At 66.2% G+C, this 13,445-nt stretch carries 13 protein-coding genes; 8 read left to right on the plus strand and 5 right to left on the minus strand.

The features are described from left to right. Window positions 1–47: 47 nt before the first annotated feature. A complete protein-coding gene (locus AC3A6I_RS16565; protein WP_487544866.1) occupies window positions 48–446 on the plus strand; it encodes a hypothetical protein in 399 nt (132 codons plus the stop codon). 99 nt (window positions 447–545) lie between these two features. Here the strand turns inward: AC3A6I_RS16565 and AC3A6I_RS16570 are convergent, their stop codons facing one another. Then, complete coding sequence (locus AC3A6I_RS16570) at window positions 546–1,628, minus strand: flavodoxin family protein (RefSeq protein WP_487544867.1); 1,083 nt, start codon at window positions 1,626–1,628, stop codon at window positions 546–548. Between the two features lie 537 nt (window positions 1,629–2,165). Here AC3A6I_RS16570 and AC3A6I_RS16575 point away from each other — a divergent pair. From AC3A6I_RS16575 to AC3A6I_RS16595, 5 genes are all read left to right on the plus strand, one after another. Beyond that, window positions 2,166–5,276: a helicase-related protein gene (locus AC3A6I_RS16575; protein WP_487544868.1), complete on the plus strand. Its 3,111-nt coding sequence runs from the start codon at window positions 2,166–2,168 to the stop codon at window positions 5,274–5,276. Between the two features lie 6 nt (window positions 5,277–5,282). Beyond that, window positions 5,283–5,669, plus strand: coding sequence for an RNA-binding S4 domain-containing protein (locus AC3A6I_RS16580; protein WP_487544869.1), 387 nt, complete (start codon window positions 5,283–5,285; stop codon window positions 5,667–5,669). A gap of 266 nt (window positions 5,670–5,935) precedes the next feature. Further along, a complete protein-coding gene (fdxA, locus tag AC3A6I_RS16585) occupies window positions 5,936–6,274 on the plus strand; it encodes a ferredoxin FdxA (protein ID WP_273959908.1) in 339 nt (112 codons plus the stop codon). Between the two features lie 343 nt (window positions 6,275–6,617). Then, window positions 6,618–7,178, plus strand: a complete 561-nt coding sequence (locus AC3A6I_RS16590; protein ID WP_487544870.1) for a CarD family transcriptional regulator — start codon at window positions 6,618–6,620, stop codon at window positions 7,176–7,178. A 181-nt stretch (window positions 7,179–7,359) separates the two neighbouring features. Then, the gene (locus AC3A6I_RS16595) at window positions 7,360–7,761 is read left to right on the plus strand and encodes an NUDIX hydrolase (RefSeq protein ID WP_487544871.1); all 402 of its coding nucleotides are present in this window, start codon (window positions 7,360–7,362) and stop codon (window positions 7,759–7,761) included. Here the strand turns inward: AC3A6I_RS16595 and AC3A6I_RS16600 are convergent, their stop codons facing one another. Together AC3A6I_RS16600 and AC3A6I_RS16605 are read right to left on the minus strand one after the other, a co-directional pair. Next, window positions 7,762–9,234: a M48 family metalloprotease gene (locus AC3A6I_RS16600; protein ID WP_487544872.1), complete on the minus strand. Its 1,473-nt coding sequence runs from the start codon at window positions 9,232–9,234 to the stop codon at window positions 7,762–7,764. It lies immediately after the preceding gene. Next, complete coding sequence (locus AC3A6I_RS16605) at window positions 9,231–10,049, minus strand: thermonuclease family protein (RefSeq protein WP_487544873.1); 819 nt, start codon at window positions 10,047–10,049, stop codon at window positions 9,231–9,233. Before AC3A6I_RS16605 ends, AC3A6I_RS16600 begins: the two co-directional genes overlap by 4 nt. A gap of 123 nt (window positions 10,050–10,172) precedes the next feature. Here AC3A6I_RS16605 and AC3A6I_RS16610 point away from each other — a divergent pair, with 123 nt between their 5' ends. Together AC3A6I_RS16610 and AC3A6I_RS16615 are read left to right on the plus strand one after the other, a co-directional pair. Further along, entirely contained in the window at window positions 10,173–10,886 is a 714-nt protein-coding gene (locus AC3A6I_RS16610; protein ID WP_487544874.1) for a Rossmann-fold NAD(P)-binding domain-containing protein, read from the plus strand. A 157-nt stretch (window positions 10,887–11,043) separates the two neighbouring features. Further along, window positions 11,044–11,712, plus strand: a complete 669-nt coding sequence (locus AC3A6I_RS16615) for an outer membrane protein (protein WP_487544875.1) — start codon at window positions 11,044–11,046, stop codon at window positions 11,710–11,712. A gap of 62 nt (window positions 11,713–11,774) precedes the next feature. Here AC3A6I_RS16615 and AC3A6I_RS16620 read toward each other — a convergent pair whose 3' ends face one another. Together AC3A6I_RS16620 and AC3A6I_RS16625 are read right to left on the minus strand one after the other, a co-directional pair. Further along, a complete protein-coding gene (locus AC3A6I_RS16620) occupies window positions 11,775–12,200 on the minus strand; it encodes an OsmC family protein (protein ID WP_487544876.1) in 426 nt (141 codons plus the stop codon). A gap of 91 nt (window positions 12,201–12,291) precedes the next feature. After that, window positions 12,292–13,347 (minus strand): aldose epimerase family protein, encoded by a 1,056-nt coding sequence (locus AC3A6I_RS16625; protein ID WP_487544877.1) that lies wholly within the window; start codon window positions 13,345–13,347, stop codon window positions 12,292–12,294. Window positions 13,348–13,445: the final 98 nt, after the last annotated feature.

The raw sequence follows: 13,445 nt of genomic DNA on the forward strand, positions 1-13,445 counted from the left end.
CCGCCCACGGCATCTTCCGCCCAATGGCTGACGCCAAGGAGGAAGACATGCTTCGCACCATTGCACTCGCCGCTCTGACCCTGACCACCCTCGCCGGCGCCGCGGGCGCCTTCGAGCTCAAGGCCGGCAATTCCGGCAAGCTCGTTCCCACCAAGATCCAGCTGGGCATCCTGTCGCCGGCCGACAACATCTGTCCCGGTAACGGCAAGCTCACCGCCTGGGTACAGACCAACAAGCCCGGCTCGCTCGATATCCTGCTGGTCAAGAAGGGCGGCGCCGTGGCCGGCCCCTACACCGTCACCACCGTCAAGGGCGCCAACGGCGTCATCATGGGCAGTTACACCCAGAACCTGATGGTCACTAACCCGGTCGATGCCGAATACCGCGTCGTCGTTGCCGGCACGCCCGTGGTCAGCAACTGGGCCCCGCTCGTCGCCGCCTGCTGACACCAGAGCTCTCACACGCCACCCCGGGTCGCCGGCAACAGACCTGCGGCCCCTCGCGCCGACGCACCTCCACGCGGGGTGCCCCGGCCGGGCGGCAACCTACTTCTGCCGCGGCTCATGCAGCCACTCGCCCGCCGCGACCCACTTGCCGGCCCGCTTGAGCTTCACCGCCTCGAGCAAAGTCGCGGCCGCGTTCCGCACCTCGCCCTGCATCGCCACGTCGGCATCGAGCTCGTCATGGCTCGTCGCGTATGGCTTCCAGTAGCCGACATAGCGGTCGACCTCCGCCTTGGGCCCCGCCGGCTCGAGCTTCATGAATTTCAGCCAGTCCGACAGCGACCGGCGCACATTCTCCACCCCTTCCACATCGCCATGCGACACCACGGCGAACAGCCGGCCCGCCAGGTGCCGCGGATAGTCCCAGTGGTCGAGCTCGATCTTTTTGGCCGCCTCGGCATCCTTGCCGTGCGTCAGCGTCGGGTCGGGATTGCCGCCATCGGCGCACACCATCCGGTCCATCATCAGCTTGATCGGCGACGTCACCTGGTACCAGTTGACCGGCGAGACAATGAAGATGCCGTCGGCCTTCACCCACATCGGGTAAATCTCGTTCATCCAATCCTGCACCTGGCCGAGCGAATGGTTCGGGTAGCACGAGCACGGCCAATGGCACAGCGGCGCCGCCGTCGAAAAGCACGCCTTGCACGGGTGGATGTTGCGCCCGTACTCGGACGCCACGCGCGACAGGTCGAGAATCTCGGTCTCCGCCCCGCCTTCCTCGGCCACCTCGGCCGCCATCTTCACCATCCGCCAGCTCTTCGAGCTCTCGCCCGGGCACGTATGCTCCGAGCGCGACGAGCCGTTGATGAACAGGAGCCGCGGCTTCCGCTCCTTGCGCTCGAACTCGGCCTGCGCCTTGTCGATCGCCGCCTTGGCTGCGATCCAGTCGACCGACAGGTCATAGTCCGGATCGGCATAGCCCGGCCCCGCCTTCTCGGTGATCGGCGACTTGCGCGCGTTGCGATAGCCGTCCCACGCCACCGCCGTTATCCGGTTCAGCTCCTCACGCAGATCGTCGAACATCGGGTCGGCGAACTGCTCGAGATAGCGCTTGCGGAACTCCGCCTCCTCGAGCTTGACCGGTGGCATTTCCTTGCGGGGCGTGGGGATGGGCTGGGGCATTGCGACCTCTCATTGCCCAGCAACAAGCCCGCCCAGCCCGACCGGTTCCCGCCGCTTTCCACCGTAATCGGCGCGAGCCCGGAAAATTATGGTTAACCAACCCTTACCGAAATCCCTGTGCCATTCTGGGACGGTCAACGGCTTTATTGCCAAAATGCCGGTCCGAGACCGGCCTCCCCTAAGGCCCTGTCTGTGAAGCCCAAAAGAATCTTCGCGCAGCCTCGGTTTACCGCTCGTTCACACCTCACCGATTCTCGTCGAAAACCATCAGAAATCAACCACTTGGCAATATCCGTGAACGCTGCCGGCGCTTGCTTTCGGCCGATTTCGTTTGCCGGTCATGCGCTTGCGCTAGAATCAGGAATCGGACCACCACATGCAGTGGGGAACAAACCCGGACTCATGAGTCGAAACCGATTCCTTTCCGGTTTGTTCTCGTTTCGTGCCAATGGTTAACGGCGCGGGACCCGGCAACATCACTTCCGTTCGGCAATGAGACACTCGTTTCTTGGCTGCCGGGCGCCTAAATAGGTCGCGATGACTCCCGCATCTGCCTCCTCGCTCAAGGCCATCCTTGGGCCCACGAACACCGGCAAGACCTTCTTCGCTATCGAGCGGATGCTCTCGCACCGGTCCGGCATGATTGGCCTGCCGCTGCGGCTCCTGGCCCGCGAGGTCTATCACAAGATCGTCGACCGCATCGGCGCCCAGCACGTCGCGCTGGTCACCGGCGAGGAGCGGATCGTGCCGCCCAAGCCGCGTTACTGGGTGTGCACCGTCGAGGCCATGCCGCTCGATGTGCCGGTCGAGTGCGTCGCCGTCGACGAAATCCAGGTCTCGACCGATTTCGACCGCGGCCACGTCTTCACCAACCGCATCCTGCACGCCCGCGGCCTCAGCGAGACCCTGCTGCTCGGCTCGGGCACGATGACCCCGATCATCCGCACGCTGCTGCCGCAGGCCGAGATCATCCACCGCCCGCGCTTTTCCGAGCTGCTCTATGCCGGCAGCAAAAAGATCAGCCGCCAGCCCAAGCGCTCGGCCATCGTCGCCTTCTCGGCTTCGCAGGTCTACGCCATCGCCGAGCTGATCCGGCGCGAGCGCGGCGGCGCCGCCGTGGTTATGGGGGCGCTCTCGCCGCGCACCCGCAATGCCCAGGTCGACATGTACCAGAATGGCGATGTCGATTTCCTCGTCGCCACCGACGCCATCGGCATGGGCCTCAATCTCGACGTCCACCACGTCGCCTTCGCCGACGACCACAAGTTCGACGGCCACCAGACCCGGCCGCTGACCCCCGCGGAGTTCGGCCAGATCGCCGGCCGCGCCGGGCGCCACATGCATAACGGCACGTTCGGGGTCACCGGCAATGCCGCCGAGTTCGAGGAAGAGCTGATCAAGCAGCTCGAAACCCACGATTTCGAGCCGGTTCGCGTCATCCAGTGGCGCAACCACGAGCTCGACTTCCACTCGATCGAGGACCTTCGCGCCAGCCTCGACCGCACCCCGCCCGTCCGCGCCCTCACCCGCGTCCCCGTCGCCACCGACCAGCACGCGCTCGAGTTCACCGCCCGCAACGAGGCCGGCGAGCTGGCCAAGGGCGAGGAGGCCGTACGGCTGCTGTGGGAATGCTGCGGCATCCCCGATTATCGCGACATCTCGCCCGCCCAGCATGGCGAAATCATCACGCGCATCTACCGCGACCTCAGGAAGTTCGGCCATGTCGAGGCGGATTGGATTGCCGAGCAGGTGCGGTTCTGCGACAATGTGACAGGCGACATCGATACGTTGTCCAACCGGATCAAGCAGATCCGTACTTGGACCTTCGTCGCCAATCGCAAGAACTGGCTTGAAGACCCCACACATTGGCGCGAAAAGACCCGCGACATCGAGGATCGGCTGAGCGACGCCCTGCACGAGCGGCTGACGCAGCGATTTGTCGACCGCCGGACGTCGGTGCTCATGCGCCATCTGAGAGACAAGCATATGGTATCGCCTGAAATTAACGACCTCGGCGAAGTGAGCCTCGAAGGCCACCTGATCGGCTCGATCGAAGGATTCCGCTTCACCCTGGCGCGGTCGGAAGGCGGCGATGCCAAGGGCGTGGCCGCGGCCGCAGCCCAGGTCGTCGCGCCCGAGATCGCCAAGCGCGCCGAGCGCGTTGCCGGCGCGCCCAACGAGGAATTCGTGCTCGCGACCGACGGCTATGTGCGCTGGCGCGGCCAGGTGATCGCCAACCTCGCCGAGGGCGAGCAGATCTTCACCCCGCGCCTGATCGTCCTGGCCGACGAAGCCCTCACCGGCCCCGACCTCGAAAAGGTGCAGGACCGCCTGAACCTGTGGCTGCGCCACCTGATCAACACCCAGCTCGAGACCGTGCTGTCGCTCGAAGCCCCGGCCGACCTCGAAGGCACGGCCCGCGGCCTCGCCTACCGGCTCTACGAAAATCTCGGCGTCATCCCGCGCAACGCGGTGTCCGAAGAGGTCAAGGGCCTCGACCAGGACGTGCGCGGCAAGCTGCGCAAGCTGGGCGTGAAGTTCGGCGCCTACCACATCTATGTGCCGCAGAGCCTCAAGCCCGCCCCGCGCGAGCTGGCGCTGATCCTCTATGCGCTCAAGCACGGCGGCGTGCGCCAGCCGGGCGTTTCCGAGCTGCCGCAGATCGTGCTCTCGGGCCGCACCAGCTTCCTCATCGATCCGGAAGTGAACACCAAGCTCTACGAGCTCGCCGGCTTCAAGGTCGCCGGCCGCCGCGCCGTCCGCGTCGATATCCTCGAGCGCCTGGCCGACATCATCCGCCCGCTGATCGCGCTCAACCCCGTGACCCACCAGGGCGAGCTGCCCGCCGGCGCCGCCGAGGGTAACGGTTTCCGCGTCACCGTCGAGATGACCTCCCTGCTCGGCACCGCCGGCGAGGACTTTGCCTCGATCCTCAATTCGCTCGGCTACCGCGTCCGCCGCACGCCCAAGGTCGCGGCCCCCGCCGTCGAAGCTCCGGCCGAGGCCACCGAGACCCCGATGGCTGAGGCGGTTCCGGCCGCCGAAGCGACCGAGGCAACTGCCGATGTTGCGGCCGAAGCGGCTGTCACCGGCGCTGCCGCTGCTCCGGCCGATGAAGCCGCCGAAATCGAGACCGCAACCGCCGATCTTGGCGCTCCCGCGCCGAGCGTCGAAGCTGCCGCTGCAGAACCCGCCGAGGCCGCGACCGCCGAAACTCCCGCCGCCGAGGCTGCAGCCGCTCCGGCCGAGCCCGAGTTCGACGAAATCTGGTTCCCCGCCGGCCGCCGCCCCGACAATCCGCGCCACCAGAACCGCAACCAGCATCGCGGCGCGCCGCAGCAGAACGGCGAGGCGGCTCAGCCGGCCGAAGCCAATGGCGAGCGCCCGCAGCGCAATTTCCGCCGTCCCGACCGCGACGGCGGCGACAAGCCCGGCCAGGGCAAGCGCCCGCCCCGTCCCGACGGCGACCGCCGTGACGGTGGCAAGCCGTTCGAGAACCGCGGCGGCAAGCCCGCCGGCAAGCGCTTCGACAAGCCCCGCGAGGACTGGAAGGAGCACCGGCCGCGCGAGGATCGCAAGCCCGCTCCGCTCGATCCGAACTCGCCCTGGGCCGCGCTCGCCGCGCTCCGGAACCCCAAGTCGGAATAGCTGCGCTTGGAGAAGCAACGGCTCGACAAGTGGCTGTTCTTCTCGCGCGCCGTGAAGTCGCGCACCCTGGCGCAAAAGCTGATCGAAACCGGCGCCATCCGCGTCAATTCCGAGCGCACCGACCGGACCGACCATAAGGTCGGCCCGGGCGACGTGCTCACCATGACGCTGCCGCATCGCCTCCTGGTCTGGCGCATCCTCGATGCCGGCGACCGCCGCGGCCCCGCCACCGAAGCCGCCGGCCTCTACGAAGACCTCTCCCCGCCCCCGGTCCCGCGTGACGCAGAACCCCCCGCCCACGCCGCCCGCGAACCCGGCGCCGGCCGCCCGACCAAGAAGGACCGCCGCGACATCGACCGCCTGCGCGAAGACGAAGGCGACGGCGCGGACTAGCCACCGGCCCCGCCAATCCTCCCCTGCGCAGCGGGGGAGGGGGACCAGCGCAGCTGGTGGAGGGGGCGGCCATCTCCTCGGAACTCTCGCTTGTCATCCGCGAGCGTGCGCACGCCCCTCGCCAAATGATGCATAAACCCTCCCGCCCGTATCCCTTGCGGAGGCAGGCGAAAAGGGCTAGCACCGCCTCGTGCCCCCGCGCCTTCGCGAGGGCCCGGCCAAGACCCAGCGGCCCGACCAACCCTGAGCAGGGAACGCTCGCGAATATGACTTACATCGTCACGGACAACTGCATTAAGTGCAAATATATGGACTGCGTCGAGGTTTGCCCCGTCGACTGCTTCTATGAAGGCGAGAACATGCTCGTCATCCATCCGGACGAGTGTATCGACTGCGGCGTATGCGAGCCCGAATGCCCGGCCGAGGCGATCAAGCCCGATACCGAGGGCGGGCTCGACAAGTGGCTGGAGATCAACTCCAAATATGCCAGCGCCTGGCCCAACATCACCGAGAAGCGTGATGCGCCCGCCGACGCCAAGGAGTGGGACGGGGTCGAGGGCAAGTTCGAGAAATATTTCTCAGAAGCCCCCGGCGAGGGCGACTGAGCCCTTCATCACAGTCATTCACGTCCGCTGATGACCGTCTCGTGAAGCATTGGTGACCGCCGGGTTAACGAAATCCGGTGGCATCCGATTCGCAACTTTTGATTTTGCTGAAATTTTGTGCTAGGCTCCCTATATCGAATGGAGCTTGCCCGTCATCCAGCGTGCCGCAAGGCACTTTTTTTATGACACCAGCAAATATGGGGCGCGAGTTGCCGGGGGTCCGCGGACCGGCAGCGTGCGTGAGTGGGTTTTGCTTACCGTTCGACGGGCGACACAGCAACAACAAAGGACAGCCTTTCCGCGAAGAGCTGTCCGGCGGCGGCGTTAATAGGAGTATCCCTTTATGGTCACCAAGAAGCCTCAGCAGCGGCTTGGATTCAAGACGGGCGAGTATATCGTGTACCCGGCCCACGGCGTCGGCCTCATCACCTCGATCGAAGAGCAGGAAGTTGCGGGCTTGACACTTGAACTGTTCGTCATCTCGTTCGAGCAGGACAAGCTGACTCTCCGCGTCCCCGTTGCCAAGATCAAGTCCGTCGGCATGCGCAAGCTCGCCGAAGAGGACGAGGTCAAGAAGGCGCTCGAGACCGTCACCGGCCGTGCCCGCGTGAAGCGCACCATGTGGTCGCGCCGCGCCCAGGAGTACGAAGCCAAGATCAACTCGGGCGACCTGATCGCCATCTCGGAAGTCGTGCGCGATCTCTATCGTTCGGACGACCAGCCGGAGCAGTCCTACTCCGAGCGCCAGCTGTTCGAGCAGGCCATGGACCGCATGAGCCGTGAGGTTGCGGCCGTCAACAAGCTGACCCTCACCGAGGCCGTGCAGCTGATCGAGAAGAACCTGCAGAAGTCCCCGCGCCGCGGCCCCAAGGCCGACGCGGCGGATGCCGAGGAAGCGGCGTAAGCCAGCATCCAGCAGCACACACGAGGGCCGGTCCACTGGACCGGCCCTTTTTGCTTTGCTTCGGCCCGATAGCGCGTCGCCCGGATCGAGCCGATGGGCGGGCTCCGGCATGCCGAGCCTCGGCAGCGAGCCGTGAGAAGGAAAATTCTGCGACGCAGAGAGAATCGGGCGACACTGCCGCATGACCCGCGAGATCCACGTTGCCGCTGCCGTTATCGCCCGACCCGACGGTCAGGTGCTGCTCGTCCGCAAGCGCGGCTCATCCGTGTTCATGCAGCCCGGCGGCAAGATCGAGCCCGGCGAGCCGGTCCTCACCGCGCTCGCCCGCGAGCTTGAGGAAGAGATCGGATTTGCCGCCGCCAGCGAGGCCGCGACCTATCTCGGCCGCTTCGAGGCCGCGGCGGCGAACGAAGCGGATGCAACTGTGATCGCCGAGACCTACGTGGTCCGCACGGGACAGGCGCTCGCCGCACAGGCGGAGATCGAGGAACTGCGCTGGGTCGCTCCGGTCGACGCGACCGAAGACATGGCGCCACTCACGCGCGACCACATCCTGCCGGCCTACCGTCGGCTGATCGGCTGACTACTCGACCGCGACGATCTTGTACTTCTGCCCGGCCACCAGCGTATCGCCCGGATAGAGGTTGTTGAGGATGTAGAACAGGTCGGCGCCGCGGCTGAGCCCCGCCATGCGGCGGGCGAGCGAATCCGCGCTGTCGCCCGAACCGGCCGTCACGGTGCGGACCACGAGCTTTTTCACCTGGCCGATATCGCGGTCGTTGGCGGCCCGGAAGCTCTTCAGCGTCTTGTCGGCAGCCGCGGCGAAGGCATCGCTGTTGAGCTTGGCTGCAAAGATGAAGCGGTAGACCCGCCCCTGGTGCCGCACCACCGCGACGCGGAAATTCCACTGCTCGGTAATCGCGACGCCGGTCGCCATCTCATAGCCGTTGGCGCTCTCGCGCTTGACCGTCTGCGGCTGCAGGCCCGCGATCCAGCCCGACTTGAGATAGTCCTCGAGCGACATCGTCTGCGGCACCTCGGCGCTGTCGAAGCGCACCGCCTCACCGTCGCCGGCAACGCCAACCACGGCGCCCTTCGAGATCTGCAGGGTGTAGTTCTGCGGTACCTCGAAGGTGAATTTCAGCGTCGGGTTCACGTAGCGGCGCCCCACTACTGCCCCCTGCGCCGGACTGTCGCCGAAGGCAAGGCCTTCGATGGCGGCCATGTAGCCGGCGCGATCGGTCTCACCCAGCCCCGGAGCGCCGAAGGCGGCACGCGCCGTCTCGACCGCCTTCTGGATACGGTCCGGCGTCGAGGGGTGCGAGGAGAGGAAATCGTCATCCTGCGCCGCGTCGCCGGCCGAGAAATGCGCAAAGCGGCCCATGGCGCCGAGGAACCGCGCCGCCGCATGCGGGTCGAAACCGGCCTGTCCGGCCGTCTCGATGCCTTCCTTGTCCGCCGCCAGTTCCTGCTGCTGGCTGAACGCGGCGAGCGACATCTTCTGCCGGTTCGAGCTCTGGTCGGTGGCGACATCGCCCCCGAACACGCCCGACACCACCTTGTCGACGATCTCGCTGGTGCGCGCCCGGTTGGTGCGCGCGCGGGCGTGCCTGAGCGTCACGTGGGCGATTTCGTGCGCCAGCACTGCTGCCAGCTCCGAGGTATCGGAGGCGAGCGCGAGGATGCCGCGCGTCACGTAGACATAGCCGCCGGGCAGCGCGAAGGCGTTGACCTCGGCGGTATCGAGGATGGTGACGGTGAATTTCTGGTTGGGCTGACCGGCAGCAGTTAGGATGCGGCCCACGATCCGGGCAATCATGATCTCGGCCTGCCGGTCGGCATAGACCCCGCCATACGAGGCGATGATGCGCGGGTGCTCGCGCGCCCCGATCGCATCCTCCTCGGGATCGTCGGAGGGTTGGTCGACGGCGGCGACGTTATTGTTTTCGGTCCGGCTGACGCTGACCCCGGGCAGGCTGGAGCAGGCCGCCAGCAGGGCGAGCAGCGCCACCGCCAGCGGACGGTACATCAGCTTTGCTATCGGCTCGGTGCTCATGGAGCGCGCAAAACCTCGATCTGCTCGGGGTGGGTGATCTCGATCCGCGGACCGTCGAGATCGTCCACCCAGCCTCTAATCCGGACCAGGGCCCCATCGAGCCTGAGTGGATCAAGGCCTGACGCGGCAAAGAGTTTCACTGCCGTCCTGTCGATCACGGCAGTGACGTCCTCTTTCCACGACCGGCCAAAATTGAGGTACACGCGCCCCTGCGCCTCATCGGCGAGCAGCACCCGACCTTCCACCAGCTCATATTGTCCCAGGCGCCCGCCGACTTCTGCCGGCCGGTCCGCCCGGCGCACGAAATAGTAAGGATCGGCCCAGATGCCAAGCTTCATCAGGCGTGCCTGCGTCTCGGCAGCCAGCAACTGTGTCAAACATGCACGGTTGTCGGGGAACGAATAGACCCGCGCCCACCCGTCGGCGATCATTTTGCCCTGCACCCAGATCTCGGGATCGCCGGCGACGAACAGTTGCCCCAGCATGCGGCCATGCCGGTCGACGCGCTCGCCGCCGTAGCGCAGCGTCACGGCCTTGCCCAGCGTCATCGCCTCAAGCGCGGCCTTCGCCTCCTCGGCTTTGGGCCAGGTCGGAAAATCCTCGCGCCCGAGCGGCAGTTTCGGCGCCTGCGTGCCGATGAGGCGGATGATCACACCCGAATCGAGCACCACGGTGTCGCCATCGGTCACCGACGCGACGACGCCCTTCACGCCGTTGACAAGCCCTTCGCAGGCCACGGCCGTCACGGGCATGGCTGCAAGCACCACGGCCAGAGTGATTGAGACAATATTGAGCGCAAGCAAATCCAGCCCCATCCGACGCCCGACTTGAGCCACTAAATTGCGGCGAAATTGATTTGGGAAGCCACCTCCGTCTTGCGCTGCCGCCGCTTGCCCGTAGGATCGCCGCAATTCTGGCAACGACGACCGCAGAATACGATGCTCGCCGAACTCATGGTCCGCGCCGCGAGCCGGCGCCGCACGCCGCTGCAGTTCCGCCCGCATCTGCCGGCGGCCGCGCGCTACTGGAGCCAGGGGCAACGCCAGAACCGCGCCTGGGCCCCCCACCTCGCCAAGGCGCGCGGCTTCATCGACACCACCATCGACGACATTGCGGGCCGGCGCACCGTCGTTGTGCTCGGCTCGGGCCCGCTTTTCGACATCCCCCTCGAATCGCTGGCCCGCACTTTCGCCCGCGTGATTCTGGTCGACCACGTCCACCTGTCGATCATCGATGCGCGACTGAACCGCTATCGCAATGTCGAATGCCGCTGGCACGATCTGGCGCCGCTTGCCGATTCACCGCCGCTGGCCTTCCTCGGCGCGATCCCTGACCTCGACTGGGTGGTCTCGGCCGGCCTTGTCGCCCCGCTGGCGCAGGCCGCCGGGCCCCAGGCGCGCGCGGTGGTCGACGCCCATCTCGATGCGCTCGCCGCCCTGCCCTGTCCGGTCACCCTGATCGCCGATCTCGATTACCGCGTCTTCAACCGGCACGGCGTGCTGCTCGACAGCGGCGACCTGATGCATGGTCGCGCCGTGCCGCGCAGCGGCCTGCGCTGGAAATGGGAAGTCGCCCCGTTCGGCGAAGAACATCCGCATCTGCGGCGTGTACATTACATGGCGGCCTGGCCGGACTGGCGAGACCCCCGCTAGAATGTGACGAAACTTAACGAAACCTCACCGGCGCGGGGCGTTGCTGTGGCCGAATTACCGCAAACTACGCATTCAGTGGTGAGAATGCGGCGTAATATCTTCCCAACCATGACGAACGGTGGCAGGTTGCCGGAGACGAACTCTTGTGAGGCCACCCATGACCCGGTTTTCCCTTTTCCTCGCCGCTGGCGTCTCTGCCATCGCCCTGGCGTCCGCCGCTCACGCTGCCGACCTCATCATCGAAGAGCCCATGGCTCCGATCGTTGAGACCTATGACAGCAGCTGGGACGGCGTCTACTTCGGCGCTTTCGCCGGCTATGCCGTTGGCGAAGCGTCGGATGACGTGGCGCTCGAATCCGATGTCGATCTCGACGGCACCTGGATCGGCGGCTTCAACCTCGGCGCCGACTTCACCCTGACCGACGGCATCGTCGTTGGCGTGGTGGGCGACGTGGCCTATCTCGGCCTCGAAGGCATCGGCGATCCGGCCGGCGAAAACATCGCTTACGACCTCTACTGGGGCGGTTCCATCCGCGGCAAGCTCGGCTTCGACGGCGGCGCCTTCCTCCCCTACGTGACGGCCGGTGTGGCCTTCGGTTCGGCTCAGGTTGAAGGCAGCGGCACGGAAACCGGTGTCGACAGCAACACCCATGTCGGCTGGACCGCCGGCGCCGGTGTCGAGTTCGCCGTCACCGAAGACGTGTCGATCGACCTGCTCTACCGGTACACCGACTACGGCACCCAGGACTACGAACTGGACGTCGACACGCACGAAGTGGGCTTCACCACCCACTCGGTCACCGCTGGCGTAAACTGGCGCTTCTAAGCCGCCAAGCTGCGGTCTGAATTCGACCCGGCCTCCTCGGAGGCCGGGTTTTTCTTTGCCGCTCAGACGAGCCGCGCGTCGAGCGTGACGTTGATGGCGCCGAGCGCCCGCGATACCGGGCATTCCGCCTTGGCCTTCTCGGCCAGCTCGGTGAACTTGGCCTGGTCGATGCCGGGCACGTTGCCCTCGAGCGTCAGTGCGCTGCCGGTAATGCCGGTGCCCGGGACCAACTCCACCGCCGCGGTAACCTTGAGGTTCTGCGCCGGCGTGCCGTTCTCGGCGAGGAAGGCGCTCAGCTGCATGGCGTAGCAACCCGAATGCGCCGCTGCGATCAGTTCCTCGGGATTGGTGCCTGACTTGCCCTCTTCATCGACGAACCGGCCCTTGAACGTATAGGGAAGGCCGGCGAGGGCGCCGCTTTGTGAATCGAGCCGGCCGGCGCCTTCCTGCAGGGTGCCGCTCCAGTTTGCGGTCGCTGTACGCTTCATTCGTCGTCTCCTTGTTGGGACTGCAGTCGGGGCCATCCTAGCAACGCTGGATGACATCGAAAGCTGCTTGTTGAACGGGAGAGCTGCGCCGTCAGGCAGACAGCGATTCCCGCAATGCCGAAAGCTGCTGGTCGTCCAGCGCCTCGAACTGGACCACCATATGATGGTGGTAGGTATCGCCGGGCCGCAGCGGCACCGGGTTGAAAGCCGGCGTGTTGGGCGCGTTGGGATAGATCTGCGTCTCGAAAGCGACGCCGGAGCGCGCCTGGTAGACGGCGCCGTCCTTGCCCGCGAGATCCTTCCAGGCATTGGCCGTGAAGATCTGCACCCCCGGCTGGTCGGTCGACAGCGACAGCGCCCGCCCGGACGACGGATCGACCAACCGCACCGCGACATCGTCGATGCCCACATCGAGGCACCAGTTATTGTCATAGCCGCCGCGCGGCTGCGTCGCCGCATCGCGCCCCACCGCCTTCATGGCGCGAAAGTCGACCGGCAGCCCCGCCAACGGCGCGATTTCGCCATTGGCCACGCTGAACTGATCCTTGGGCAGGTAGTGCGTCGCCGCAACCTGCAGCAGGTGATCGTCGATCCGTCCCGAGGCGTGGCCGCCCAGGTTCCAGTAGCCGTGATGGATGAGGTTCACATAGGTCGGCTTGTCGGTCGTCGCTTCCATGTCGATGGTGAGCTTGCCGCTGTCGGTAAGCCTGTAGGTCACGGCCGCAGACAGGTTCCCCGGCCAGCCCTCGTCGCCATCCGGGCTGAGCAGCGTCAGCCGCACCCCGTTCTCCTCCGGCAGCGCCGCACCGCTCCAGAAGTGCTTGCCGAAATGGTTGAACCCGCCGTGCAGGCTGTTGGGCGGCTCGTTCAGCGATAGCTGGTAGGTCACGCCATCGAGGGTGAAGCGCCCATTGGCGATGCGGTTGCCGTAGCGGCCGCAGATGGCGCCGGTCGATCCGGCCCGGTCGATATAGTCGGCCGGCGTATCGAACCCGGGCACCACATCGGCGATTTCACCGCGCGCGTCCGGCACGAGGCAGGTGCGCAGCCGCGCCCCGTACTCGATCACCTCGATCGCATAGGGACCGGCCGTGATCGTGAACCCCTTGCCCTGCCCCTCCCCGAACGAACGCTCCGTCACGGCCATGCTGCTCTCCCAGGTGTTGGTCAGGCACACGTTAGCCGAGACCGACGACGGCCCGATAGCCCGATAGCCCGACCTCGCTACTGGAACCGTGCCGCCGC

The organism is Devosia sp. Soil_C_22 (assembly GCF_057657195.1).